The organism is Pontibacter ummariensis (assembly GCF_900188175.1).
In the GTDB taxonomy this organism is placed as follows: Bacteria; Bacteroidota; Bacteroidia; order Cytophagales; family Hymenobacteraceae; genus Pontibacter; species Pontibacter ummariensis.
On the sequence record NZ_FZOQ01000011.1, the window covers coordinates 44,658 to 70,875 of the forward strand.

The 26,218-nt window shown below is 46.7% G+C and carries 21 protein-coding genes; 1 reads left to right on the top strand and 20 read right to left on the bottom strand.

Features of this window, described 5'->3' with window-relative positions:
• Positions 1 to 889: 889 nt before the first annotated feature.
• The 10 genes from CHB92_RS12685 to CHB92_RS12730 all read right to left on the bottom strand — a co-directional run bounded on the left by CHB92_RS12685 (position 890) and on the right by CHB92_RS12730 (position 14,017).
• Positions 890 to 1,774 carry an O-fucosyltransferase family protein gene (locus CHB92_RS12685; protein ID WP_089319596.1) on the bottom strand — a complete coding sequence of 295 codons (885 nt, stop codon included), beginning with the start codon at positions 1,772 to 1,774 and terminating at the stop codon, positions 890 to 892.
• 161 nt (positions 1,775 to 1,935) lie between these two features.
• The gene (locus tag CHB92_RS12690; RefSeq protein WP_245842539.1) at positions 1,936 to 2,727 is read right to left on the bottom strand and encodes a hypothetical protein; all 792 of its coding nucleotides are present in this window, start codon (positions 2,725 to 2,727) and stop codon (positions 1,936 to 1,938) included.
• Positions 2,728 to 3,198: 471 nt separating this feature from the next.
• A complete protein-coding gene (locus tag CHB92_RS12695) occupies positions 3,199 to 4,038 on the bottom strand; it encodes a glycosyltransferase family 2 protein (protein ID WP_089319597.1) in 840 nt (279 codons plus the stop codon).
• A 16-nt stretch (positions 4,039 to 4,054) separates the two neighbouring features.
• A complete protein-coding gene (locus CHB92_RS12700; protein WP_089319598.1) occupies positions 4,055 to 5,302 on the bottom strand; it encodes a glycosyltransferase family 4 protein in 1,248 nt (415 codons plus the stop codon).
• Positions 5,303 to 5,311: 9 nt separating this feature from the next.
• A complete protein-coding gene (locus CHB92_RS12705) occupies positions 5,312 to 6,124 on the bottom strand; it encodes a nucleotide-diphospho-sugar transferase (protein ID WP_245842543.1) in 813 nt (270 codons plus the stop codon).
• A 174-nt stretch (positions 6,125 to 6,298) separates the two neighbouring features.
• Entirely contained in the window at positions 6,299 to 7,423 is a 1,125-nt protein-coding gene (locus CHB92_RS12710; protein WP_245842545.1) for an O-antigen ligase family protein, read from the bottom strand.
• Between the two features lie 217 nt (positions 7,424 to 7,640).
• Positions 7,641 to 8,831, bottom strand: a complete 1,191-nt coding sequence (locus tag CHB92_RS12715) for a glycosyltransferase family 4 protein (protein WP_089319601.1) — start codon at positions 8,829 to 8,831, stop codon at positions 7,641 to 7,643.
• A gap of 513 nt (positions 8,832 to 9,344) precedes the next feature.
• Positions 9,345 to 11,717, bottom strand: a complete 2,373-nt coding sequence (locus CHB92_RS12720) for a GumC family protein (protein WP_089319602.1) — start codon at positions 11,715 to 11,717, stop codon at positions 9,345 to 9,347.
• Between the two features lie 3 nt (positions 11,718 to 11,720).
• Positions 11,721 to 12,485: a polysaccharide biosynthesis/export family protein gene (locus CHB92_RS12725; RefSeq protein ID WP_089319603.1), complete on the bottom strand. Its 765-nt coding sequence runs from the start codon at positions 12,483 to 12,485 to the stop codon at positions 11,721 to 11,723.
• 353 nt (positions 12,486 to 12,838) lie between these two features.
• Positions 12,839 to 14,017, bottom strand: a complete 1,179-nt coding sequence (locus CHB92_RS12730; RefSeq protein ID WP_179223036.1) for a glycosyltransferase family 4 protein — start codon at positions 14,015 to 14,017, stop codon at positions 12,839 to 12,841.
• 300 nt (positions 14,018 to 14,317) lie between these two features.
• Here CHB92_RS12730 and CHB92_RS12735 point away from each other — a divergent pair, with 300 nt between their 5' ends.
• A complete protein-coding gene (locus CHB92_RS12735) occupies positions 14,318 to 15,337 on the top strand; it encodes a polysaccharide deacetylase family protein (RefSeq protein WP_089319605.1) in 1,020 nt (339 codons plus the stop codon).
• A 5-nt stretch (positions 15,338 to 15,342) separates the two neighbouring features.
• On the opposite strand, the gene CHB92_RS12740 is transcribed toward CHB92_RS12735, so the two are convergent.
• The 10 genes from CHB92_RS12740 to CHB92_RS12785 form a co-directional block, all read right to left on the bottom strand.
• The gene (locus CHB92_RS12740; protein ID WP_089319606.1) at positions 15,343 to 15,960 is read right to left on the bottom strand and encodes a class I SAM-dependent methyltransferase; all 618 of its coding nucleotides are present in this window, start codon (positions 15,958 to 15,960) and stop codon (positions 15,343 to 15,345) included.
• Between the two features lie 232 nt (positions 15,961 to 16,192).
• Positions 16,193 to 17,257, bottom strand: a complete 1,065-nt coding sequence (locus tag CHB92_RS12745; RefSeq protein WP_089319607.1) for an acyltransferase family protein — start codon at positions 17,255 to 17,257, stop codon at positions 16,193 to 16,195.
• A 607-nt stretch (positions 17,258 to 17,864) separates the two neighbouring features.
• On the bottom strand, positions 17,865 to 18,083 hold the full coding sequence (locus tag CHB92_RS12750; protein WP_089319608.1) for a hypothetical protein: 219 nt from the start codon (positions 18,081 to 18,083) through the stop codon (positions 17,865 to 17,867).
• A 268-nt stretch (positions 18,084 to 18,351) separates the two neighbouring features.
• Positions 18,352 to 19,659, bottom strand: coding sequence for a sensor histidine kinase (locus tag CHB92_RS12755; protein WP_089319609.1), 1,308 nt, complete (start codon positions 19,657 to 19,659; stop codon positions 18,352 to 18,354).
• A complete protein-coding gene (locus CHB92_RS12760) occupies positions 19,643 to 21,022 on the bottom strand; it encodes a sigma-54-dependent transcriptional regulator (protein WP_089319610.1) in 1,380 nt (459 codons plus the stop codon). The genes CHB92_RS12755 and CHB92_RS12760 overlap by 17 nt, the downstream gene beginning before the upstream one ends.
• Positions 21,023 to 21,112: 90 nt before the next feature.
• A complete protein-coding gene (locus CHB92_RS12765) occupies positions 21,113 to 22,294 on the bottom strand; it encodes an ABC transporter permease (protein ID WP_089319611.1) in 1,182 nt (393 codons plus the stop codon).
• Entirely contained in the window at positions 22,291 to 23,532 is a 1,242-nt protein-coding gene (locus CHB92_RS12770; RefSeq protein ID WP_089319612.1) for an ABC transporter permease, read from the bottom strand. Before CHB92_RS12770 ends, CHB92_RS12765 begins: the two co-directional genes overlap by 4 nt.
• A gap of 3 nt (positions 23,533 to 23,535) precedes the next feature.
• Positions 23,536 to 24,237, bottom strand: a complete 702-nt coding sequence (locus CHB92_RS12775; RefSeq protein ID WP_089319613.1) for an ABC transporter ATP-binding protein — start codon at positions 24,235 to 24,237, stop codon at positions 23,536 to 23,538.
• A gap of 49 nt (positions 24,238 to 24,286) precedes the next feature.
• Positions 24,287 to 24,676, bottom strand: a complete 390-nt coding sequence (locus tag CHB92_RS12780; RefSeq protein WP_089319614.1) for a DUF3471 domain-containing protein — start codon at positions 24,674 to 24,676, stop codon at positions 24,287 to 24,289.
• 32 nt (positions 24,677 to 24,708) lie between these two features.
• A complete protein-coding gene (locus CHB92_RS12785) occupies positions 24,709 to 26,181 on the bottom strand; it encodes a TolC family protein (RefSeq protein WP_089319615.1) in 1,473 nt (490 codons plus the stop codon).
• Positions 26,182 to 26,218 lie beyond the last annotated feature (37 nt).

Sequence of the window (26,218 nt, forward strand, 5' to 3'; positions counted from 1 at the left end):
ACCCTGAATTAACCTTTGGCGGAGGATGTATGCTCAGGATTCTCTTCAGTTCAACTCCACTAATTTGTGGCACCTGCGGATTAAATTGTTATTATATAAGTTGTTGCAAATATAGATAGGAAAATTTTATAAATGCTAGTATTTCTTTTAACTTCCTTTAAAAAAACAAGGGGTGTGTTTAAAGTGCAAGTAGTTCTGCTGCTAAAAAATGCTTTAATTGGCTTGTGTGGGCTTGTTTTTAGTTTGTGTGAGGGTTCGTTTTACTTATGGTTGCTATAAATAGTTATATAAGTGCTTTCAGCCTTAGAGCTATAATTTATTTCTAAAACTTGGGGTGAATGGGAACCTTTTTATTTGTTTCATTTTACTTCAAAAAAGAATAATTCAATATATACGCTTTGTTAAATATAGTATAATGTTAATATTTAGCGAATGGTATTTTGTACTTTTTGGTGTGGAATAGTTCCACACTTTCACAGGAAAAGAGACTGTATAGCTTGTTGTGCGTATTAAACTGTGGATTTTTCGCCACACTTTGTGGAGTCTACCCTGTGTTATATGAATTTCGTGTTTACTCGAGAGTATACAGGGAACTGTGTTAGCAGCCTGGCAAATTAAAGCTCAAGACTGTAGCAGAGGTTTACTATGAGTCTGAAGCTCTTATTAGAAGGGACGATGGGAGAAAGCAGATAGCTCAAGAGAACATGACTACATTTCCTTAAAGCTCTTTCTGGGGGCTTAACTTTTATGTTGCCTACAGTTTAGTTAGGTAGAATGGGGTGTGCAGAACCTTTATAGTACAGCCGGCTACAAAGTAGCCTTAGAGGAAGGAGATGTAAAGCTTAAAATCTTTTGTTGCCCTCCAAGTTAAGGTGGCAACAAAAGTATGTTAGCCCTTTGTTACTATATAGAAATCAGCCAGGTCAACCTGTTTGTAGCGGCTGTCTAAGGTTAACAGTGGCACTTGCCCATAGAAGGATGCCCACATGGTAAAGGTACTTGGAGGGCCCATTATATAGTCACATTTGGCAAGAGCATACAAGTCTACCATAAAATGCCTGTTATCTGCTACTATCTCTAAGCCTTCGTAATTAGCTTTATTAATGGGCTCGTTCGAGCAAACCAGAAACACACACTTCCTCCCGTCGACGGAGATAGATTTTTCAAGTGCCTTCATTTTCTCACGGTAAACCTCATCCTCATAGTACCAGTAGCCATTATTATACGCTTTGTAGTCACCTCGTCTTATATGAATGCCAACGACAAGATCTCCTTGCAATCTGCAGCGATCAATTATTTGGCATACCTCATCTGTATACTTGGGCTGCGGGGTAAAAACTTTTCTTAGGGTAGAAGCATGTTTCTTAAAGTTTTTTGGGTCTCGGTAGAGCCAGCCATCTACAAAAACTGTTTTTTGTTTGGCAGCTTCTATAAAGTTAGGTTGGTTCATATCGAAGTCCACATCGTTTCTGTCATTCTCTTTGATGGAATGAAAGTAGTAAAAGGAGGTTTCCCTTAAAGGAGGGAGCAGCACTTTATGCAGGACATTGATAGACTTTCTGAGAAAACTGTCCAATGAGCTGTTTTGGGATATACCAATGCTTACTTTCAGGCCTTCAAAATCATTCTTAGCAGTGGCTATAAAATAGTCCTTATAATCATCGAAGGAAGGGTTTATTAACTCATAGTCGTATTCTACGCTGTTCGAGACGAAATGGGCAAAGTAAAAAAGCCTATTTGCCAATTGTCCTGCCTTATAATTCATTACTACCATAAAGACTATGTTTTGTTTATTAATAGTGCTATATATACTGATCTAACAATCCAAATGTTCCTGAATAAGCCTGGTTCTGAAGTATCGGCTTTCATATATAAGAGGGGTGAAAGAGCATCCTCAGTTGTGGCGCTCCATAGAGCAGCTATTCCATTTTATGTTTAATTTATAGATCCGTCAGGTCCTAGAGTTATTCCATTTTTCTGCAGTTTCTGCACCCACAGGTCGTACTCGCCGGCCTCAGTCTGACGTGTGATGGGGTTGGGCAGGAAGGTGTTGTCGGAGAAGTCGGTGTACTCAGCCACGGAGATGTCGTTCCTGTCGTTGGGCCACCCCCAGGCCACCACGCCTATCACGTTGTTGTCGATGGAGTTGGAGAAGGTGGTGTTCTTCTTGTAGTAGTCGCTGCCCCACATGCCGGAGGTGTACATGTTGTACCTGGAGCCGTCGGGGAAGGTGGCCGCGTTCACGGCCCGGTTGTGGTGGTAGCGGATGTTGTTGCCCCCGGCAATGCCCATCGAGTAGTTGCCCAAGCCCACGAGCTGGTTGTTGTAGGCCTCGATGTAGGCCGGGCAGGTGTTGATGTCCCCGTCGCCGTCGGTGATGATGCCGCCCCCGGAGTAGTCGTTGTGCTTGGCGTTGAGGGGGAAGGCCCCCTGGATGTAGTTGTTGTGGATACGGATGCGGGAGTCTGCCGTTCCGCGGGAGTTGTACATGTTGATGTTGTCCTCCACCCTGGAGTTGTTGGGGTCGTTGATGACCTGGTTCCAGGCGATCTCGGCGTGGCGCAGGGAGCCCCTGAAGTTAAAGCCCACGAAGTTGACGCCGGCGTCCTTTCCGTAGATGCGCCCGTCGATGTTCTTCACTTTGTTGTAGCGGATTTTCACCGTCTCGCGCTCGGTCCCGTCTCCCTCGTAGCGGAGGGCCAGGTTGATGCCGGCAGTGTGCTCCAAGTAGCAGTGCTCGACAACGACGTTCTTGAAGCCGTCGACGGTGAGGAAGCGGCGGGGCTTCTCGTAGTCGCTGTAGGGGGTGGGGGTGATGCCGTAGCCGTTGGTGTGGCGGACGGTGATGTTGGCTGCATAGTACCAGCTCTTGATCAGGTAGCCGGCCCCCCGGATGTTGGAGTACTCGATTATCACAGGCTCGGACGTGCGGATGTCCACGGCCGGCACGTTCGAGTCCTTCGACTCCCAGTTGCCCCGGTAGGTGCCCCCCTTCGTGATCACTATAGGGCCACTGTAGCTCTGGGCGATACTCGTTTGTTGTATCAGCTTGGAAGCAAGTTTATGAAAGAGCCATTGTTGCTTGAAATTCAGCAACAGGAGGACGAGTGTTACGGCCCCTATATACCAATACCGTTTGTTTTTGATCGGCGGTGCGGGCTGTAGATGGCTGCTTTGTTCTCTGCGAACCTTCATCTGCTACTTTAGCACGTAGCCCAGGATGCGACGAGCATAGCCATTCACCAAATAGTAGGGGATATAAGGCCTGGGACAGTTCTTAAGGGTAAAACGGGTAAAGTCACGCAAGTTGCCCCCTCCCTTTATGTCAAACAGGTGCTTATAAAAGTTTCTGACTGACTTGCTCTTCCTGTTCTGGCGTTCGCCGCTTTCTTCCGGGTAGGTATACAGCTTAGCATCGTAGTTACAATAAAGCTCAAAGCCATGCCGAAGGGCAGTGTGCGTAAAGTCATAGTCTGCAACATAATGTGGGAAGTTATCCTGGTCAAAGAGACCAACAGTTTCAAATACTGTTCTAGGGATTAGAAGACCCCTGCCAGGCAATTGGGATACACGATGAAGGCCTTTTTGTTTATCCTTTGGCAGCTCCTGTAAAAGATACCGTACCTTGTTTCGCTTAAAGTCTATTATTTCGCCTCCAAAAGCTGGCTCCCTGGTCAACGCATCCAGCTCTAAAGCTCCAATAACTGCCGAAGGCTTTACTGGGATAAACTTGTAGGTGTTTTCCAAGAAGTCTGGGGCTACCTCTAAATCGTTGTTCAGCGTCATTATATATTGAGCCCCAGCTTGTAGGGCATGTCGGATGCCCAAGTTTACGCTCGCTGTCCAAAAGAGGCTGCCGTTCCCAAAAAGTACCTCTACTTCCGGGAACTCACGCCGTAGCATATCTGCAGTACCGTCTGTGGATCCGTCGTCCACGACGATCACTTTGTAGTCTTTGTTTGTTCCCTTTCTTAAGGACAGCAAACATTCCCTTGTATAATGCTTTCTATTAAAAACAGGTATGACAATATATATCATCTCTATCGAATAAGGGCTAGGGTAACACGGTAAATCCTTGGGGTTCTACGCTGCTGTACTTACCGTATAAGTTATTAATATGTTTTGTTTTGATAGGCCAGGTTTGGGTCTTAGCAAAGTTGTAGCCGACCTTCCCCATTTGGTTTCTCAGATTGGGATTGTCATAGAGCCTCTCCACTGCCCTGGCAAGTTCGTACGAAGTTTGCTCCGGAGAGCTGACTGGTACTTTTATGCTGGCAGCATCGGGCACCAGAGCTTTGCCCCCGTGCAGGTCCAGGGTGATTATAGGAAGTCCGTACGCCATGGCCTCCAGAAACTGGGCCGGGGATGAGTCACGCAGGCTGCAGAACATGAATAAATCATGCTTGGTGTAAGCTTCTTGTACCTCTTCCCAAGGGACCAATCCTTTCCAAGTTACTTTTCCTGTTAGCTTGTACTCCTGAATCCACTGTGGTACGAAGTCATGCATTAATCCGTCTCCTAAAATAGTTAACTCAAACTTAAGCTCAGGCCTTACCCTGCTTAGGGCCTCCAAAACAACAGGCAAACCTTTACGGGCAAATAAACGGCCCACCCACAAAATCTTCAAAGTCTCAGTAGGGGTGCGGACTGGGCAGGTAGTAGGGAAGAAGTCTTCAGGCAAACTGGTGTCCAAAAACATCTGTGGGTTTAGAGCCCCCGCCTTGCTTGCCATATAATAGGTATCTTCGTTTGTTGTGAGCACCAGTGAAGCATAACGCATTGTTTTCTTAACGTCGGGATTTATGGCTAGTAAAAGCTTGCTTATCAAGGAACGGGCTACTTCTTCCTTCCACCACTTATAGAAATACTTTCGGAAGGCCTTAGGGGCGCTCTGCCCTCCCCCGGCAGGCCCAAAAAAAAGCGGCTTGTTAAGTCTCCAAAGAGACGTTCCTAGTTGAAGGCTTCCAATTGTAACGTGGTGAACTAGGTCAAAGTCGACATTTTTGTCTAACGCTTTGGCTTTTCGGAAGGCATACTGTTGCCAAACTACATAGTGCAGGTAAAAACCAAGATGATACTTAAAAGCTAGATCAATCAGCTTCGGGACCTCAACAAACACTATATGTAGGTTAGGCAAGGCAAGTTTTTTCACTTCAGCTTCAATGTTCTCTTTACCCTCCACTGTAGTGAGGCACCAAACTTCATGACCCAGTTTGGCGCTGTTCAATGCCCAATTCCAGCCATTTCCAAGCTCTGTTCCCCGGTTAGGTTCACAAGCATATGCTGATATGAGTAGTTTCATGGCTGGCTTTTATAAACTGAAGATGCTTTTAAGCTTGGCATTTACTTTGTTTCGCAAGAAATAGTTAAAGTTACGCCTGTCAGACTCGATGTCCCGGATAACGAACTTTGGGTGTCGCAGTGGAAGTGCTATTTCCTGTTCCTGTACAAAAGCGTTTTTATCATAGAGGTTAAAGGTGTGGGTAGCGTCTTTTCCAAAGCCTATGTTTCGAACCAAGTTCACTTCAGGAATAACACATAAGCCAGAATTACTGTATACAGTAAACTCCCATTGGTAGTCCCAGACATCTCCTTTTTTTATATTGGAGAAAGTCTTGTTTAACTGACCTAACCGATACGCTTTTTCGAACTTATTTAAGAAGATACCATTTAAGTAACCTTTCTGTTTAAGTTCAGGATAGTTTGGAATGTTAAAGTCGAATAACTCCCAGGCTCTGCGCCAAGTAGCCCATCCCCAGGCATTTACCTTGTTTGAGAAGTAATAAGAGTAATCACTGTCTCGGTGCCAGCCATCTAAGTAATTATTGCCGCTTATATGCATAACCCTGGTATCATAACGGTACTTTTCAAGTACTTCTTGACAATACCAGAAAAAGCTTTTTGCAGGAACACAGTCATCCTCTAAGATGATTCCGGTTTCCTCATTTTCGAACAGCCAGGAGATAGAGCGAGAGGGCGATAGGCCACAACCTAAGTTCTCCTTCTGGAAAAGTGTCTTTACCTCGCAGTCCCAGTCGATTTGCTCTACAATGAGACGGGTTTCTGCACACTTTGTTGCATCTGTAGGCACGTGCGCGCGAGGGCCATCAGCTGCTATGTACAACTTTTCGGGTCTTACTTGGCGAATACGTTCAAATACTTGTTGTGTAGTGTGGGGTCGGTTAAATAGGATCAGCAATACAGGTGTGCGCAAAGGTTCTTTCGGCAAAGACATACTCGTATATGAAATAAGGGTTTTGTGTATTCTTCTACTTCTATTTAAAGACAGAGGTTGTGCTTAAATTCTCCCTATGAGGGAGACAGGAGAAGCGCGCTTTTTATCTCGTATACGTTTTGCAAATTCCGTTAGGTAACTAGGCTTTTGAACTTTTTCTTTCTCTAGCGCAACGATGCACCATCCTAGAATCCCATAGTAAAATGGGGGAAGTATATAAGAAAAGCCAAAAACAAATCCAGTAGAGACGAAGGTTACCAATATTATCTGGTTTATGGTAAGGTACTTTGCTCGCAAGGCTTTGATTAGAGGTAGTGCAAACAAACTCACATACAGGACTAAGCCCGCTGCTCCAACGTAAAAAAGGACGTCTATGTAAAAACTGTGAAAGAAGTGCCCATTGCCGTCTTCAAACATAGGCTTGTCAAGGTCTTCCCTATAAAACTGAATAGGTAATTCAAATCCGTCGAAACGCATGCCGAACAGGAAGTTATCCTGTATAAAAGGCCAATAGGAGAGCCACTGTGCGTAACGCCATGCTCCTGTTCCTTGTGATTCGAAGTTTTCTATATCGGAAAAATTGTCCTGCAGTTTCTCCACTACCTCGGGGTGCATAGAAAATACAAGGGTACTACATAGGGTAAGCCCAATGCCAATGATAGATGCAATCGGCAGTGCTTTTCCAACAATGTTGATCGGTTTGTAAGTCCGAAACTGTATGAGGAAGTAATAAATAACCAGAGCAGCAGCGGTCACTACCCAAACGGTCCGGTGCTGAAAGAAAACTATTGCTACTAACACAGAAAGCGAGGCAGCCAGGTTTCCTAATTTGCCCTCATAAAAATACTTGCTGAGGAAGTAAAAGAAAGGGACAACAAGCATGTAAACAGACGTTGAGTAGACACCGCGTTCATGGTTAGAGAAGGCAGCCAAGCTAAGTGTTTCGGGGTGTACTATAAGAACGTTCAGACAAAAGCAAATCAAAATGAAGTATACTACGTGATCGAACTTTAAATAATAGGCGCCTTTGTAAAAGGTATATATAAAGAAAGCATAGTACACCATCAGGAGCTTCATGAATACATGAGGGTAAACAAAGGGAGTCCCATACCCATACTGCGATTCATAAGCCAGTATCAGTACATATAGTGTTGTTAAAACGAATAGCAACCGCATGTTGGGAGACATGCGCTTAAACTTCACGGCGCTGTACAAGAAGGCAATGCCTGCACTTGCTTTTAGGATCAGGTTATACAAAAAGCCCTGTGTTTCCACACTGTTAGGTGAGAGTAGCTCCGTGAAAAGGTTGTCCAGGAGCATAGTCATGACAAGAGGCAGTATGAACAGGAAAGTATAGTTTAGTTTCATTTAACCCAGTTAAATAAGAAGCTCAGCTTACATGTAGCTATTCTTGGCTAGTGTGTACTGATGTTAAACTTCTAGTTTGCAGCTGTTTTCCTAATATTTTAGAATAGTAGGCTAAGTGTTTGTCAATGACTACTTGCTCTGAAAAGTTTTTTACTGCGAAGTCGTACCCATCTTGTTTGAGCTTTGCCTGTAGAGTTTCGTTTTTAAGAAGAGAAATAACAGAACTGGCAATTGCGTCAGATGAATTGATGTCTGTTAATAGGCCTGCTTGCCCATAATTAAGCAAGTAAGGGATGAATCCACTCTCAGTTCCTCCAACAACAGGTGTCCCCACTACCATTGCTTCCAGAACCACCATGCCGAAAGATTCTTCCCGGGAAGAGTGTAGCAGAAGTTTCGCTTTGGCAATGTGTTCTGTCACTTTATTAAAGGGGAGGGGACCTAAAAATTTTACCCCTTCCGCCAAGTTGTGAGTAGTTGCGTATTGATGAGCAAGCCCGCCCTCTTCCATATCAATACCTACAAGATGGTATTCAACTTCTGGCTGCCTTTCTCGTATTGTTGCGAAAGCCTTTAAAGCAGTATCTATGTTTTTTCTTCTGCTAAAGCCTTGTACTACAGATACTATATAGTTTTCTTTCTGCACAGGTGCGGCAAGGCTTCTCTCTAAATTATTAGGGTAAAAGTTATTAATAGTAATTGTTTTAGAGCGCAATTTTTTCCCTAATTGATTATACGTATACTCAGAGTTAGCAATCAAGTACTTCGCCTTATGTACTACGATAGCGTTTATAGTCCACCTCACTAGCCGATACATATCTCGATGATTGAGAAGGATCTGGGAAGCAACATCATGTAGGTTGACAACAGTAGGAATACCTGTTTTTAAGGCAGCCCAGGCATATTCGTAAGACCAAAAAGCACTTATAAAATCTGCGGGGTGTCTTAATATCAGCTGTTGAAGGTCCTCTACTTCAAAAAGAAAAAAGCGGCGGCCTGGTTGTGGTTTGTTTCTGGCTACACATACTTTCAATTGAGTAGTCTCATAAACAACCGGTTCATCAATTACTGGAGAGTTTGTATAAGCTATCACCTTATACCCCCGGCGTAAAAGACCATTTATAAAATGTGAAGTAAGTGGAAAAGCATTGGTTTCAGGAAAATCGACGCCCTGCAATTCCCACTCCAGCAACTTCAAGTCAACAGGTCCGCAAACTCCTAAAGTCATGTTTTATCGTTTATTATAAGTGTAGTAAGAACAAGAGGGCCAGCATTGTACATATACATTATAGTCTTTAATGAGGATAAACCCTGTTGAGGATGCTTCCTTTGTTCTTGTTGTATCTTTTAAATTGTATGGTTAACTGTCTATAATTTGCTGACAGCATGTTGAGCTTGTTGAGAAACAGAAAGCTCAACTGTTTAGAAAGGCTCTCAAAATAATAGCGCGACCTTAGGAGAAACCTCTGGAGTACCAGAAGTATTTATCATCCTCAGAGGAGCACCCTACCATTTTGGTGTTCATATAATGCCGCATAGTTAGGGAACTACTTTATGCAGAATTATTATGCATGTTTTACTAATCTCTTCTGTGCTCTGCTTATCAACAACCGTTGAAACTACTCTCCACACATCTCTACTGTATTTGCTACTGTTATGTTACTTTATCCCCACTAAACCTACTCTTTGAATTTATGGGGATAAAAGAAGCATGTTTTACGTGCTATAGAAAAAAGTGGTTCTACACATAATAGTACTTAGCCTTGCGCTTATAGCCATACTCGTACGTGTTGCTGTAGTTTAGATCATTGATGATCATATAAATGTTTTTGATCTTCTTGGCCGCATACAGCTCATTTACTTGGGTCAGGAGGTCTTTGTCTGTGTACTTGTGTTTTACCACGTAAAGGTTTACGTCCATGTGTCTCATCAGCACAAAATACTCAGATACAAAACCAATTGGAGGAGTATCAATGACAACGTAGTCATACTCATCCTTAAGTAAGTCAATCAGTTCCTGCATCTTGGGTAACTCCAGCAGCTGAATGGCATTGTTAGGAATGGGCCCACAGGGTATTACATCCAGGTTATCCAACTGAGTCTTTTGTACTACCTCCTGCAACGGTAAGCCCTGTGTTAAAAAAGAGGACAGTCCTGTTGCCTTTGAGGCATTAAAGTAATTGGTAAAGGTAGGCTTGCGCATGTCCGACTCGATCAGGACTACGCGTTTACCAGATAAGGCAAGCTCTGAACTAAGGTTAACAGAACAGAAAGTTTTCCCTTCCCCAGAAACGGAAGAGGTAATACCTATTACCTTAAAGTTACTGTTAGACATCAGGTACTGCAGATTAATCCGAATAGACCTGAAGGACTCCGCTATAGCTGAGCGAGGTGTGTTCTGTACTGCCAGCTTATCTGCTTTTGAGCCATGGGCAACTACACCCAGGAAAGGTATGTTTGTGGTATTGCTTAAATCGTCCTTGCCTTGAATGGTGTTGTCTACATTGTCCATCAGCACAATGAAGCCAGCGGGTATTGCCAAGCCTATAAGGAGGGCCAGCAAGTAGATCATTTTAGGCTTTACGTTAACAGGTGTGTTGCCCATCATAGATGCCTGATCCACAATTTTCTTGTCGGTGGTGTTGGTCGCCAGCGCTATGGCAGCCTCGCTCCGTTTCGCTAACAGAAAGTCATACTTTTTGTCGATGAACTCAGATTCGCTTTGCAGGTCCATCAGTTTTCGCTCATTTTCAGGTAGGGACGCAAGGTTGGACTCTATGCCTGATATGCGGCGGTTTACGTCATTTATGGAGATGTTAGCAGAACGGATCAGGTTTTTCAGGTTAGCGACTATAGCCCCACGCGTACTTTCTATCTCTCCTTCAATCTTTCGCAACATCGGATTGTCTGCCGTTGCTGTCACCCTGTAGCCCGCTTTTTTCTGATTAAGGTCGGCTAACTGCAGAAAGAGGTTATTCAGTATGGGACTTTGTATTCCCGCCACTGTTGGAGAAACAGATTGAGCAATCCCGTTCCCGTTCTGGACCTGATCCAGAATAGTCTCGTAGTATGCCTTATCCGTATTTAATCTGGCACGTTCAGCTTCCAGCTGAGACAGCTTTTCATAACTAATGTTTGATTGCACGTTGATGTTCGCGATTCGGTTGCTGGAGCGGAATGAAGAGAGCGCCTGCTTGCTCCGACGCAGAGAGTCTGTTAACGTGGCCAGTTGGCTATCGATGAACTCTAGTGTTTTAAGGCCGTTCTGATTTTTCTCTTCCAGGTCCCTTGCTACGTACGTTTCCATCAGCTTGTTAAGAAAGGTTAGCTGCTTTTCTGGAATACTGCCTCTGGTTTTGAGTACCAGTACCCGGGCCTCCCGCTCAATGGGGGCAACCTGAAGGGCAGCCTGCTGTTGTTTTACAAGGCTCTCCAGACTATTAATTACAAAGAAGTACTCTTTGCCTGGCGCCATGTCCTCCATATCGTTGCGCTCGATTGTAAAGCTTAAGAACTTGCTCTTGTATGGTTCACCAAACTTCAGCTGCTTTTTAAAGTTTACCTCGGGTAATGCCTCCACAACACTGTGCTGCCTGAAGTCGTAACGCGAAACGTCCTTTCCTTCGATGCTTATCTCATAGGTCTTGTCATCAAGCACACGCACTACCAGCGGCACGTCCACTAATTGGTAGGAGGTCGTGTCCAGGTTCACCAGGTAAGGGGCAGACTCATACTGTTCTTCGACTATCAAGTCTCCGAAGTTGTTGAGCCAATGGTCGGTGACTTTGTAGTATGCTACAGAGAAGTCTAGTTGCTTTAAGGCTTGTTTAATGACCTCTGCCGATTGCAGCAGGCCTATCTCATCCTCCACTTTGATGCCTTTGCTTTGTACCTGCAATACCTCTAGCAGTTCCTGGGCCTTTTTAGAGCCTGTTTGCTGGTCGCCCAATAGGAGCGTAGACTTAAACTCATAGACGCGTGGCGACGTTTTAACATAAACATAGGCAAAGGCTAGCGATACCAGGGCAAAGGCAACAAACAAATACCATTTAGACTTAAACTTGAAAAGCCAGTTTTTTAAGTCTATTTCATGATCTTTCTTATTCTTCTTCATTGTCTATTTTAGAAAATTTAACAACAAGACCCCTGTAGAAACCACGCTTAAAATCACGCTAACCACTACCAGGTTATCCCGCTTTAACTGCGATGCACGAGGTTCCACATAAAGGACATCGTTAGGCATGAGGTAATAATACTGTGATTGTACGAGGTTCGGGTCTGTGAGGTCTAGTAGAACGACTTCCGATTGATCACCTTTTTGCCGGATCAGTTTTACGTTCTTCCGGTTGGCTCCCTGGTTGAGATCGCCCGCCATGCCTAAGCCTTCGAAAAGGTTGGCCCGGTCATTATAGATATAGTAATAGCCAGGGTTACGGACATCGCCTAGGACACTTATCTTAAAACTGATTAGCTTTGCGACTACTGTTGCGTCTCTGATATACCGGTTAAGGTTGCGCTGGATCAACTCCTGCGTTTGGCTTGTTGTAAGCCCTTCCACTTTTAGCTTTCCAACAGTAGGAAGATGAATAAGTCCTTCATTGTCAACTGTGTAACCGCTCAGGTACATTGAGCCAGGATCAGACATGCCAAAAGCGTTTGTCGGGTTAACTATGTTAAACATGTTAGCCATGTCTGGATCAACACTGAGCACTTTTACCGACAGTACATCATTCGGCTGTAGGGTGTAGGCTGTGAACCGAGTTGTGTGGCTTATAGGTACTTTCTCTTTATACTGCGGGTTCTGTAGGTAGACTATTTCCTTTTTGGTCATGCATGAAGCGGTGAAAAGGAGTAGCAAGAGAAAGAAAATATTGTTTCTCATGTTTTATACGTAAGGGTGATGTTACAATAGAACTTGTAAAGTTTGAATGCCTGGTGTTACTAGCGCATGCCACGCCTCGTTTCCATTGGCTTGATGGACGAAATCAGGCATATATACTTTTTCATTAGTAAAAGGTTTTTTGTAGAAGAGGAATATTTTAATATTTATTTATTAGTTAGTTCTGTTTATCACTTTAAGAGGTAAACAGCTTCTTTTCCTAACAATAATTTAACACGCCACACATCATAGTGTGTGGATATGGGTTCTTTAGGGGCATACTTTTCCTGATTACTCAGAACGAGCAACAGGGAGGGGCTAGGATATAACTAGGGTTAGGTTAGGGTGTAATCACTTTAAACGGTAAACGTCTGGGTATGGTTAACAGGCACAGCCACGTGCTTACTTAACAGTGCGAGGTGTTGTGGAATTACGACGTCTTCTGAGAAGTGCTCCTGGGCAAAATTAGCAGCTGCTCTCTCATACCTTTCTCTTAGGGCCTTATTGCCGAGCAATAAGGCAACGGCGTCAGCCATGCTATCGGGAGAGTATATGTTGCATAAAACTCCTGCTTTACCCTTGTCAACAAGCGAAGGTACGTAACCGCTTTTTTCTCCGCCAACTACGGCAGTTCCCACGACCATAGCTTCTAGGATGGCCATACCGAACGACTCTTCCATCGAAGAGCAGAGCAGTACTTTCGCGTTTGCTACCTCTTTTAACGTTCTGTCGTAAGGCAGCGGGCCCACAAAATGAACAGCATCTGCCAAGCCCCGGGCGCTTGCATATTGATGTGCCGGGCCGTTTTCTTCCATGTCTACCCCAATCAGATGGTACTGCAGGTCCGGAAAGACTTTTCGTAGAATCTGAAACGCTTCCAGGGCAAGATGAATGTTTTTGCGCTTGGTAAAACCATTGGAAGAGGAAATGATATAATTCCCCTTATGCTTTACTGCCTGTCGAATACCCTCTAGTCCGGCAGGATAGAAGTTGGGGATCACCGTTGTCTTTTCTTTTGTAGAAGCAGACAGTTGGCTGTAGGTATAGTCTGAGTTGGCAACAAGGGTACAAGACTGTTGCATCACCTTATTATTCATAAACCACCGTACCAGCCTAAACATATCAGGTTGTTTAAGAAGGATTTTACTGGCAACATCATGTATGTTTGCAATGGTGGGGATGCCGCTCCCTAAAGCTGCAAGTGCATATTCATAGGTCCAGAAAGCGCTGATTACATCAGCAGGATGGGCCTGTATGATTCTTTTTAGGTCCTCTATTTCAAACTTAAAAAAGCGTCGGCCCATTTGGGGCTTCTCCCTGCTGATGCAGATAGTCAGATTCCCACTCTCAACAACAGTTGGTTCACTTACATCTCTGGAGTTTGTGTAGCCAATAACTTTATAACCGGACCTTAAAAGGGCATTTATAAAATAAGAGGTAAGCGGAAAGGCGTTCGTTGGAGGGAGAGTTCCCTTCGGTACGTTCCAGTGTAATAGGTTTAGGTCTATAGGGCCACATACTCCAACAGTCATCATATGAAAGGGTTTAGGGTAAACTTTTATGCACGCCAGGGGCAGTTGGTTCGGAACAAGGCGTGCAAGTTCCTGTAGTTGAACCAATAATGCTTTTATACTTTTAAACATTAAATAGGTTCTACTTGTGCTGGTCTTTTTAAGCGACACAGCCTCGTGAAATCATCTCTCCGTAAAGACGAAAGAAGCTTTCGAGGTTAGAAAGTAGTTTTATCACCGCAACCAATTCGCTTTTTAGAAGTATAAGGCCTTAAGCTTTCCCCGCCGAATACTACTTTGGTTACCCTACTAACCCTTTTCTGCATGAAGACAGCTTTTCGTAAAGCCATTCACCAACTTGATGTGTTACTGGCTCCCTTGGTATTGGCTACATTACGGGAACAAAATGCTTTCAACACCTACCTTTTCCATGCACTGTTCAAAGACAGGGAGGAGCTCAAGCTTCACTTGTGCGACCCACAGCAACAGGTAACGGTGGGTATGTTCCGGGATTTTGTAATCTATCACCTGGAGAAAGGATATACTTTCGTTTCCGTGCCGGACGTGCTTAAAGGGCTGGAGCCGGATAAAAAGTACCTGATGATAACTTTTGACGATGGGTATTACAATAATCACAGGGCCTTGCCTATACTGGAGGAGTTTCAGGTACCCGCTACTTTTTTTGTCTCTGTAAATCATGTGTTACAAGAGAAAGCCTTTTGGTGGGACGTGGCTTACCGGGAAGGGAAGAAGGCAGGTAAGACTGACGGGGAGATTCTGGCTGAGAAGAACATGCTTCTAAGCAAGACAGATGATGAAGTTGAGCGCTACCTGGAGGCTGAGTATGGCGAAAGAGCCTTCCAGCCTGTCAGTGACACCGATAGACCTATGACTGCAGATGAGTTACGGAAGTTTTCCCAACATCCACTCGTGCACATTGGTAACCACACCTGCGACCATGCTGTGCTCCCTAACTACAGTGAAGAAGGGGTGGAACGTCAAATTGTTGAGGCGCAGGTTAAATTAGAGCGAATCATTGGCTACAGGCCCCTGAGTATCGCTTATCCTTGTGGTGACTATACCAATCACACGCTTGAAGTTTGTAGGAGAGAAGGAATAGCACTAGGCATCACGGTACACCACGCAAAAAATTTCTACAGTAGTTTACATGACAGGAACAGCCTGCTCACACTAAATCGCTTTACTATCTGGGGCACAGAGGAATTGAAAAGCCAGTGCGACTTCTATCGTTCTGATTATCATATTCTAGAAAAGATGCGCAATCTGTACCACCGTATTCGTCCCCAGCATCAATATCAAAAAAATAGCCAACGTATTGTTTAACTGGTCTATTTTGCCTTTAAAAAGTCAATCACGTGGGTAGATTCTTTAAATGAGTTTCTAGAAGGCAGGCCCTTATATCCGGACTTAGAAAAAAGATTTTGACAAGCTGCCAGTGCCAATGGATCAGAGGTTCGGTCACAGTTCCAACCAACTAAAAGATAGCCACCCGGCTTAAGCACCCTGTGTAGTGAACGGAGGGCTTTCTCTTGCGCTTCGACGGAATCTACGCCATGTCCAAATACTCCGTTTAGGAGCACCAAGTCTATGCTTTTAGGTTCCAAGACATTGTCTATCTCGAGCACATCAGCTATCAGGTGCTTTTGACTTCCCCATAGTTTATTAACAGGATCAATGTCTGCAGACTTTAGGTCCACGCTTTTATGAAAAGCTCGCAGGTACTCCCAAGTATAATAAGCACACCCAACAAAAAGCACGCTACAGCCCCTGAGCTTCTCCAACTCTGGACGTAGTTGTTGCTCCAGCCAGCGCCTATCCGGAAGATCCCTGAAGGAGTTTGTATCCAGATAAAAGGTAAGGAGAAGCCAGCGCTTAAGTGGTAGAAGTAGGCGTTTCGGATCCCAATAGCGGTCTTGGGCTAATGTCTTGGGTACAACTGTTACCATCCTGTGTTCTGCTAGTTAAACAATCTAGTTACTGTAAACAGGCGTTAAAGTTGTAATAATTAGGTTATTATTTGCAATTAATTAGTTGTTATATTTTGCTTATACCTGGTTTTTTTCATCTTGGCGCCAAACAGACTACCATGAGAATGGAAGAACTTAACTGCCCGTACCTGCAAAGATGTACCGTGTAGAGAACGCAGTGGGCAAAAGCACCTTTTATAATTGAGCGAGTTTAGGCAGGAACTACCTTCTTAAGGGGAGGGTTACTTTCTCTTTTTGCAAATCGGTTGTACAGTGTTTTCGTGAGGGGCTTTTCTAGTAAAAGATAAAATATAGAAGAAGCCAGTAGCGTGAAGACAAATAGGAGTAAGCTTCCGGTGAAGTTATCAAGGTAACTATCTGCCTTTACTTTAAGCACAAGTTTTAACAATACAGACAGCACACTTCCGTGTAGAAGATACAATGAGTAAGAAGCATCTCCTAAATGTGTTAATAGTCTCGGAACACGAACAGGAGCGTATAGTACCCCATAAATAAACAAAGCCGAGGGCAGACCAAAGCATAAGACCCTAATAGGCCCTCCAGTCTCTATGAAATCTTGGTGTGTTAATAGCCAAGAGGTCGCAAAGAGAGCAGCGCCGCTCCAGATGGGCCAATGCCAGTGTTTGATAGTTGGGTACCTTTTATAAAGAAAAGCAGCGAAACAGCCGAAAGCAAAATTTATGATGACGGGGTTTAGCAAAGCGTCTAACTCATAAACCCCTATTTTAAAGCCCAAGAGGGCTGCGGTTAGTATAGCAACAACCCAAAGAGAAAAGGTAACAACAAACAGGGATGGACTTCTGAAAAAAGTAAGGGCAAACATTAAGTAAAAGATAATTTCATAAGAGAGCGTCCATGCTATTCCCGATACCATGAATTCCTGTGGTAATAAAAGAAGGGATCCCCAAATTACGTCCAGTTGTCCTCTGTGAGCTTGCTCCAGTGAGGGGGAGAGGAAATAAAAGAAAACCAGCAGAAGTGTAACAACCCAGTAAACAGGGTAAATTCTTAAAAGCCTTTTTGTGAGAAAAGCCATCACGGTGCTTTTTTTGGAGGTGGAGGTGTAATAAATAATAAAACCACTTAGCACGAAGAAGATGTCGACACCAGAAAAACCTGCCGAAAAGAAGTTTTCCAGGAATACATAATTAAGGTGGCTGCTAATAATTCCTGTGCCATGGAAGAGCATTACAGAGGTGGCGGAAAAAGCCCTCAGGGCTTGTAGGGAATCTATCTTGTTGGTTGAATTACTCATAGTTCATGAAGTCCGTCAGTAAAAAGGCTAACCACTTGTGATTGAATCTAAGCCTCGTTTTTTAATGATGAATCCTCATACTTATAAATAAGAACATATGTTGTAATAAACATATATAAAATTTTAATTAAGATTCAAGAATGCCTTTTCTGACTGCTCTAGTAAGGGTCCAAAAAAAATGACCAGTGCCTTTAGGTTGCGTTGCCATAGAAACTTGACAGGGGGAGAACATTTTATGGCGCTACTGCTGTGCCTCGATTGCCTGCGGTAGCAGCAGGAAATTATGCATCAATCGGAGGAACTGGTGCCAGGATTCTTTAGCTGCCGGTAGTTAGTCTTTCAACTTAAAGGGTACATAAGCGGAGAGGCCTTGTAAAGAAATCTTTTATAGCTATAGGGAGATGGCGTAGAGATGCTCGGCTCAAAAGCTTAAGCAATGGAGGCAAAGAAAGGTTGATGTACAGGTACCGTCTGCCCTGAGAGTGCCCGATCAGGGGTCATAGCCTTGGGTTTAGGAGGACACGCAAACAGAAGCCCCCTCTCGGGCCTGCATTTCGCAGACCAGGGAGGGGGCTTCACTGGCTAAAGGTTGACTATAAACCTGAACTTACTCGATCCACTTCATGCGGCGTTGCGGCTTCTCCTGTTGTTTAGGCTTCTGCTGCTTCATCCGCATGCTATCCTTCGGGTAGCGTATTAACTGCTGTGCAAAGCCATCCACATGTTCCACAATGCCGTCCTTTAGCTTCCAGCCCATCGGTAAAAAGCTAGCGACTTCAGAGGCTAACGCTTCCAGGCTTGGGGCGATAATAATATTGTACTCCATAGTGTTTTTCCTAACTGATGAGACAATATATAAAATAAGAACATAGGTTGTATGTGCACCGTACGGGAAAAATATTTTTTAGTTTTAAATTTGCTTAAATTTTATAAACTAGATTAGATACTTACACTTTTGCTAGATAACTAGAAGAAGGTTTGCCTATCTACTATTAATATGGTGTGTGTAAAGGCAATGTGTTGCTGGTTTGTTAAGCAGAAAGAACAAGCGGCAGGGAAGGATGGGTAGATAAAAGAAATTGTACTATAGCTGTTTAATTTTCCTTAAAACGAACAGTAAAAGTCGTACAGTTCTTATGCTCAGAGCGCAGTGAGAAGCTAAAGCCGTGATTTACAAGTATATCGCGTACCATTGTTAGCCCTATTCCCTGTCCGTTTGCTTTGGTGGTGTAAAAAGGGGTGAAAAGCTTAGCCTGCACCTGTTCTGATATACCGCCGCCGGTATCGGAAATGCTAAGCTGGGCAGGGTGCAGGCATGTAGCTATTGTTATCTCGCCATTTGTGTCAATTGCCTCCATTGCGTTTTTCAGAACATTCAGCAGTACCTGTTCCATTTGCTGCACGTCCAGGCACACGACCAGGGGGCGTTCCCCTAGCTGCCAGGTGAGCTTTATGTTCCTGCGCTGCATTTCTGGCTGCAGCAAACAGTACAGGTTCTGTAGGAGTTCATGCAGGTCGGTTGGAGACTTTTGCGGCTGAGGCAGGCGTACTACCTCGGCAAAGTTAGCCATAAAGCGGCTCAGGTTGGTGTTGCGGTCTACAGCTACCTGCAGTGCATGCTTATAGTCAGGCTGATCTTCCTCCTGTAGCTGCGGTGTATAAAACGCCAGAGAACCTAGTATGGAGTTGATGGCCCCGGTCGTATTGTTCACCTCATGCGACATCACCCGGATCACCTTTTCATAGGCCTGGCGTTCGTTCTGGAGGATAGCTTCAGTCAGTTCCTCGATCAAGACGAAGTAGTGCTGAAAGCCCCGGTCCATAAAGTGGGCGCGATGGCAGCGGTAGGTCCAGGTACCCTGTAGTCGGAAGGTGGTGGACTTACCGGTAGGCAGTTCCAAAAGCTGCTTTGCCCATTCGCTCGGCAACTGACTGACGTGCTTCCCCTGCAGCTCCCCCAGGCTTAGCCCCAGAAACTTCTCTGCTGCCGGGTTGGCGGCCTCCACCTGGTTATCGAACCCCAACAGGATAATCCCGGCAGGGGAGGCTTGAATGAGCTTTTCTAAGAGATAGTGCTTTTCGGCCTGGGCAACGCGCTCGTGCCGTAGCTGGTCTATCATGCGGTTGTACACGTTCACCAGCTCGTCCAGGTCTTGCTGCCCCACCGCCATGAACTTGGTCGAGAAGTCTTTGTCCTTGATAGACTCTATACCGGCGCGGATGAGCGTCAGCGGCTTAAAGAATGATCGGTAGAGTTGCGAGGTGATGAAGACAGAGCAAAGAATAAGCCCTTCCATCCCGAGAAACAGAAACTTGTTCTTCTCCAGCAGCAGCCAGGCAAAGATGCCCAGCAGGCCATGTATGAACACGGCAAAGAGGATAAACTTAGTCTGCAGCCTCATAGGGGATGTTGAACTTGTCGAGGCGGCGGTACAGGGCAGCACGGCTAAGTCCCAGTGCTTTGGCTACTTTGCTTATGTTGTTATGGTAAAAAGTCATCGACTTCCGGATCATCGATGCCTCCATTTCATCCAGTGTCATCGTGCCCACAGCCGGAAGGGTCTTATCCCCAGGCTTGGCAGGGGCTTGCTGTGCCTGGGCCTGAAAGTCCTCCGCCTCCAGCACTTCATCCTCAGCCACCAGCACGGTACGCTCCACCAGGTTCTTGAGCTCCCGGATGTTACCGGGGAGTGGCAGCTCTTTGAGCCACTGCAGTGCCCTGGCGCTAACCTGTAGGGCTGGCCGGTGATAAGTCTTCTTGAGGTTTTCCACAAAAAACCTGACCAGTAACGGGATGTCTTCTTCGCGCTCGCGCAGGGGGGGCAGCTTTACCTTGATCAGGTTAATCCGGTAGTAGAGGTCTTCTCTGAACTTGCCTTCCTCTACCAGTTGGGCCAGGTCTTTGTTCGTGGCGCACACCACCCGTATATCCAGCTTGCGGGAGCGGCTGTCGCCCAGCACTTCGTAGGTACGGTCCTGCAATACGCGCAATAGCTTTATCTGGCTGCTAAGGTCCAGTTCCCCAATTTCGTCCAGGAAGATGGTTCCTTTATTGGCTATCTCGAAGCGGCCGGTACGGTCTAACTTGGCGTCGGTAAAGGCTCCACGCTTGTGCCCGAACATCTCACTTTCGAAAAGGCTGGAGGAGATACCGCCGAGGTTCACCTTTACGAAGGGGTGGTTTTTCCGAAGGCTATTCCGGTGCACCGCTTCTGCGATCAGCTCCTTACCTGTGCCGCTTTCCCCCTCAATCAGCACCGAGGCATCTGTAGGGGCTATCTGGCCTACCTTTTTCAATATCTGCAATAAGGCCTGGTCCTGGCCCACGATAAAGCCCAGGTCATACTGCTTGTCCAGCTTCTTGCGTGTCAGCGCATCGCCTGACTCTGCCGGCTCCTGCGAGAGACTCAGTGCCGTACGCACCGATTGCAGCAGGTACTCGTTGCTCCAGGGCTTGGTGATGAAGTCGGCGGCGCCGGCCCGCATGCCCTCCACAGCCAGGTGGATGGAGCCCCAGCCAGTGATGAGGATAACCGGAACCTGCGGCATCAGTTGCTTAAACTGCCCGAGTAAGTGCAGCCCGTCTTCGCCGGTGGTCTCAATAGAGAAATTCATGTCCATGATCACCAACTGCAACGGGTGCAGCTTTGCCTGTTCAAGTGCCTCCTTTGGTGAGGCCGCCTCTTTTGTTTTATATCCCTGCTGCTTTAGCAGTAAGCTTAAGGAGGCACGGATGGCAATATCGTCGTCTATGATCAGGATCATGTGGCGTTAATCTATACGGAATAAAGATAGTGAAATCAAAGAAGTTAAAGCCGGGCAATGGCTACAGACTGCCCGGCTTCAGATAATGAATTATTCCTCGTGCAGCGCAACTGCCGGGAGTACGGCAGCCGCTTGCCGGCTTGGGTAGAAAGCGCAAATGGCAGTGAGCAGGTAAATGATGACAACAGCAAAGGCTAAGGCGATGAGGTACACCTCCGAATCGACCTGAAAAACCTGCAGCAGCGGAAACTGCACGGCAAAGAACACGCCCAGTAACAGCCCGAAAGTAGCCAGTACCAGTACTTCGCCGATAAACTGCCAGTAGACCTGGCTTGCGGCGGCGCCTAAAGCCCTCCGCAGCCCAATTTCCCCGTTCCTGCGGTTGATGTTGTACCACAACACCCCGAAGAGACCCAGTGCCACATTAAAAATCAGAAAGCCGCAGACCAGGCCCAGTGCGATCATCGGGGCAAGGGTCAGTTTAGCCTTGTTTTGTCGCATCTTCTCCAGGCTTGTTACTTCCAGTGTCCAATCTTTGGTAGTACCGGAAATGTCGCGCACCATTTTCTCCTCAAACGCAACCCCCGTCCCTGGCTTTACCTGTATCAGGAGCTCCCCCCAAAAGGACTTATCGTCTTCCTGCAGGTTTATGCGCGAAAAGAAGGCTGGCTTCTCAACCGCGAATTCGCTGTACGCACGGTAATGATCCACTACGCCTACTACTTGGTAGCTTACCGTATCGGTGTACCTAATGAGTTTGCCCAATGGATCTTCTGCGCCAAACAACTGTTGCTGCAGGACCTTGTTAATAACGATTGGCTTGTGGTGAGAGGCATCATCAGCAGCACCAAACCAGCGGCCTTCGCTTAGTTGCAGCCGCATAACATCCTGGAAACCATCCTCTACCTCGTAAACATCTGCCTGCAAGTCTTTTACGTTGCCATACGTCAGGTTATCCATCATCTGGCTGAAGGCAAAAGGAGCATTGCTGGTGCTAAGAGACGCGTGCTCTACTTCCGGGTAGGCACGTACCCGCTGCAGCACCTGTACCAGGTTTTGATGGTTAAGGGCGGAAGAATCGTTGTTGGGGCGCATGCTCAGCATCCATACGTTCTCATGCTCAAAGCCCAGCGGCTTGGTATAGTTACGCACATTGTACACCACCAGGCTCAGTACGCCAAAGAGCACCAGAAAGCAAAAGAAGATTTCCGTGATCAGCAGGAAATTGCTCTTTTTCCGGTTCCAGATCAGTTTAAACAGATGGCGTATCATTTTGTACCTCCTTTCAGCGCCTCTACGGCATGTAAGCGTGACATCTTAAAGGCCGGGTAAACCCCGGAAATCAATCCAAACACAAGGCAGAGCAGCAGCCCGATGGCAAACACCCGTAGGTTAAGCCCCAGGTCGGCGTAAGCAATCAGTCCGCTGTCATTTATCTGCCATAACACCAGGGCCGAAAGCAGAAAGCCCAGCAGTCCTCCCAACAGCGTCAGGAAAATGTTCTCAATGATAAACTGCCCGATAATGGCGGAGGAGGTGGCACCGAAGGCCTTACGTACTCCGATCTCAGAGGAACGCTCCATGATGCGGCTAACATTAATGTTAACCAGGTTTATGGTAGGCAGCAGCATGAACAGAAAGGCCAGACCAGCCAAAATGCCGTACAGCTTACCAACGCCCGATTCCCTTCCGTTGCCCAAAAAGGTACGTGTGAAGCTCTCCAGCACCGTATCCGGAAAGGAGAAGAGCTTGGTGCCCTTTTCTGTTTGCTGGCGCTCCACTTGCTGCAACATGGCGGCATATTCTTCCTTTATCTTCGGTACATCGGCGGGCTCTTTGGCCTTGATGGTGGCAAAATAGGTGCCGTGCATTTGTTGCCTGTTAAAGTCCTGGCTCCTGAGCGTGATCGGCACCCATACGTCGGCATAAGAGTGCAGGCGCAGCACCGGCACATCCTCCACCACACCCACAACTTTATACCTTACCTGGTTCACCTCAATGTGCTGCCCCAGGGCCTCGCCGGTACCGAAGTACTGCTTACGGGTGTTCTCATTTATCACGGCTACCCGGCTAGCACTCTGCACATCCTGCTGGCTAAAAGCGCTCCCTTCCAGAAAGTTAAAGTCCAGGATATCCCAGAACTCTCTGTCCGTAAATTTTATGTCGAGCGCCAGCTTGCGGTTGTTCACATAACTGTTAACCGTGGAGAACACAGAGTTGATAGACACTTTATCAGGTGTTTGCAGAGTACGGACGTTGCGGTTGAGGAAGTAGTAGCTGACAGGGCCACTGTTCATAAAGCCGCCGTTCCGCTGCTCCCGCATCATGTTCACAAAAAGCAGTTTGTCTGTGTCACGCTCCGGCATCTGTGGGCCAAAAGCATGGTCGAAGAGGGCCGTCACTACCATCAGGATCATAAGCGTGAAGCTGATGCCAAAGAGGCTGATGAAGGTAAAGAACTTGCGCCGCAAGAGTACCTTCCACGCGATTTTAAGGTAATTCTTCAGCATGGCTTACACTTTTTGAAAGTTGCCGTAGAGGACCGTGTCCGATACTTGCTGCCCGTCGAAGAAGCGCACCAGGCGCTCTGTTTTCATTGCCATGTTCTCGTCGTGCGTCACCATCACAATGGTGGTGCCGTCCTGGCTGTTAAGGTTCAGGAGAAGGTGCATGATCTCTTCTCCCATCACAGAGTCCAGGTTACCTGTGGGTTCATCGGCCAGGATGATCTCAGGTTGCCCGATCAGTGCCCGGGCAATCGCTACCCGCTGCCGCTGGCCACCAGAGAGTTGGCTGGGGTAGTGCTTGGTGCGGGCGCTCAGGCCTACTTTCTCCAAAGCAGCTTTCGCACGACTGGTTCGCTCAGTGCCCGATACCCCGTTCCTGTAAAGCAGGGGCAACTCCACGTTGTCGAGCACGCTTAAGTCATTTACCAGGTGGTAGCTCTGGAAAACGAAGCCGATTTTCTCGTTACGGATATGCGCCAGTTCCTTGTCTTTGTAGCTTTGAATGGGCTGCCCGTTAATTTCCACTACTCCCTTGCTCGGAACATCCAGCAGTCCCATGATGTTGAGCAGGGTGGATTTTCCGCAGCCGGAGGGGCCCATAATAGACAGAAACTCACCTGCCGGAACCTTCAGGTTCACGTTTTGCAGGGCTACCGTCTCGATAGACTTGGTTTGGTAGACCTTTTCGATATTTGATAGCGTAATCATCGTTTTTTTCTTAGTTCTAATATAACATTTAATTGCGGTCCATACGCTTCTATCGGACTTTCTTCAGCTTTGTTCCCTCTTGCATGTTCACGAACATATAGTGCACCTGTCCGTTCTCTTCCAGGAACTCTACCTCCGTCTGAGGGCCTTCGATAATGAACTTATTTTTAGCCACAGGGCTGAACGCTGTCTTTTCGGCGTCACCAGGTGCCAACCCGTACAGTTTGCCATCCTCCACGGAGACGGTGATGGCAAACTGCTCGTTTAGCTGGTAAACACCGGCGTATCGCTGCAGGCTGTCGGTTGCAAGCGTGTCGCTCTTACTGAATTGTAGAGCAGGCACGCTTGCTGCGCCGGAGACAGGGGCTGGGAGTACAGGTGCTGCTTCTGCCATGATCAGTTCTGGTACTAACAGGCACACGAAAATGAGCTTCTTCATAGTTTTTAATTTTTGAGTGGTTCCTTTAATTTTCAGTCATCTTGCAGCAGGAGTGCTTCCTGCTTTTCAAAGTCGTAGAGGGTTAGTTGCCTTAAACTGTAGTAGGCGTCCCAGAACTCGCTGAGCGCGGCAATGTAGGCACGCCTTGCCCTGTCTTTCTCGGCCAGGGCAATGTTCAGGTCTGTGATGCTGATGCGGCCAATCAGAAAAGTGTTCTTCGCTATATCGTAACGCTCTGTGGCAATGGCATCGGCTTCGGCTGTGGTTTTAATGCGGCTCTTAAGGGTGTTGTACTGGTTCACCTGCGTGATCACGGCCTGCTCGAAGTTTGTCTCTTCCTGATTAATGGTATGCTCTACCAACTGCTGGTTTAGCGCGGCCGCCTTGGCAACTGCCCGCTGCCGCCCCCAATCTAGTAAAGGCATGCTGAAGCCAAGGCGGGCACGCTGCTGGTTATCGGGCTGGGTGTAAATATCCGTAAGGTTAGCACCCTGTGCGGTAAGGCCAAAGGTGGCGAATACGCTGGCGTTGAACCCGTTATCTCCGCGTGCTTTCGCCACCAGGCTCTCTGCTTCGAGTAGTCTTCTTCTGAAGTTGATGCTTTCTTTTCGGTTTTGCCTGGCCTCTGCCAGGGCCAGTTCAGGTGCTACAGTCACCTCTGGTATGTTTTCAGGTACTTGTAAGCCAAAGGGGGTGCTGTCCTTCAGTCCGACATAATTGCGGAGAGCCAGGGCGGCTGTTTGCTCATCCAGCGAAGCTTGGGCCAGTGCCAGGTCAGCGTTCAGCACAGCGAGGCGCAGCTGCAGCAGGTCATTTTTAGAAAGCCGGCCGAGCCGGTACTTTTCCTGCGCTACTTGGTAGAGGGTATCGTTGTTGGCCAGGTTCTTGGCGGCAATCTGGTGGTTTACCTGAGCTAGTAACAGGTCGAAGTACAGTTGGGTGGCCTGCACCGCGATCTGCTCCCTGTCCTCCAGGTATTGCTTCTGTGACTCCTCGTAACGCAGCGGGGCAATTTTCTTTGTCCACTTTAAAGCGTTGTAGGCGAACAGCGGTTGCTCTATCCCGATAATAGCAGGGTTGCTGTTGTAGCGGGTCATGCCCCGGTCAAAATCGTCGAAGCGCTGCATGAGCGAGGTGACGAAGAGCTTACCCCCGGTAGGGCTGATGACCTGGCTAAGGGTAAGCCCCAGGTTAGAGCTGTTAATGGCAACGGGCTTGAAGTCCGTGGTGCCGTCAGGCTGCGTCACCGGGTTGATGGTGCGGCTAAAGTCCGGTAAGGTGCCTTCCAGGCTAAGCTGCGGCATGTAGCCCGACTTAACGCTGCGCCATTGCCAATAGCTGTTCTCCCGGCTGGTCTCCACCTGGCGCGCTTCTGTAGACTGCTCCTGCGCCAAAGCGATCACCTCCTGCAGGCTAAGTTGCCGGGCAGTAGGTTGTGCAGCACTTTGGCTACAGGGCAGCACAAAGAGCACAAACAGCAAACAATAGGTCCTATACTTTTTCATAGTTGTATTTTGAGGTCAAATCGAAACGCAGGAATAG

Coding starts and splice junctions, on each gene's coding strand:
- CHB92_RS12740 (WP_089319606.1), bottom strand. CDS start 15,960: ATGGTAACAGTTGTACCCAAGACATTAGCCCAAGACCGCTATTGGGAT.
- CHB92_RS12695 (WP_089319597.1), bottom strand. CDS start 4,038: ATGATATATATTGTCATACCTGTTTTTAATAGAAAGCATTATACAAGG.
- CHB92_RS12710 (WP_245842545.1), bottom strand. CDS start 7,423: ATGTCTCCCAACATGCGGTTGCTATTCGTTTTAACAACACTATATGTA.
- CHB92_RS12730 (WP_179223036.1), bottom strand. CDS start 14,017: ATGATGACTGTTGGAGTATGTGGCCCTATAGACCTAAACCTATTACAC.
- CHB92_RS12785 (WP_089319615.1), bottom strand. CDS start 26,181: ATGAAAAAGTATAGGACCTATTGTTTGCTGTTTGTGCTCTTTGTGCTG.
- CHB92_RS12720 (WP_089319602.1), bottom strand. CDS start 11,717: ATGAAGAAGAATAAGAAAGATCATGAAATAGACTTAAAAAACTGGCTT.
- CHB92_RS12775 (WP_089319613.1), bottom strand. CDS start 24,237: ATGATTACGCTATCAAATATCGAAAAGGTCTACCAAACCAAGTCTATC.
- CHB92_RS12755 (WP_089319609.1), bottom strand. CDS start 19,659: ATGAGGCTGCAGACTAAGTTTATCCTCTTTGCCGTGTTCATACATGGC.
- CHB92_RS12715 (WP_089319601.1), bottom strand. CDS start 8,831: ATGACTTTAGGAGTTTGCGGACCTGTTGACTTGAAGTTGCTGGAGTGG.
- CHB92_RS12750 (WP_089319608.1), bottom strand. CDS start 18,083: ATGGAGTACAATATTATTATCGCCCCAAGCCTGGAAGCGTTAGCCTCT.
- CHB92_RS12770 (WP_089319612.1), bottom strand. CDS start 23,532: ATGCTGAAGAATTACCTTAAAATCGCGTGGAAGGTACTCTTGCGGCGC.
- CHB92_RS12745 (WP_089319607.1), bottom strand. CDS start 17,257: ATGAGTAATTCAACCAACAAGATAGATTCCCTACAAGCCCTGAGGGCT.
- CHB92_RS12700 (WP_089319598.1), bottom strand. CDS start 5,302: ATGAAACTACTCATATCAGCATATGCTTGTGAACCTAACCGGGGAACA.
- CHB92_RS12765 (WP_089319611.1), bottom strand. CDS start 22,294: ATGATACGCCATCTGTTTAAACTGATCTGGAACCGGAAAAAGAGCAAT.
- CHB92_RS12780 (WP_089319614.1), bottom strand. CDS start 24,676: ATGAAGAAGCTCATTTTCGTGTGCCTGTTAGTACCAGAACTGATCATG.
- CHB92_RS12735 (WP_089319605.1), top strand. CDS start 14,318: ATGAAGACAGCTTTTCGTAAAGCCATTCACCAACTTGATGTGTTACTG.
- CHB92_RS12685 (WP_089319596.1), bottom strand. CDS start 1,774: ATGGTAGTAATGAATTATAAGGCAGGACAATTGGCAAATAGGCTTTTT.
- CHB92_RS12760 (WP_089319610.1), bottom strand. CDS start 21,022: ATGATCCTGATCATAGACGACGATATTGCCATCCGTGCCTCCTTAAGC.
- CHB92_RS12725 (WP_089319603.1), bottom strand. CDS start 12,485: ATGAGAAACAATATTTTCTTTCTCTTGCTACTCCTTTTCACCGCTTCA.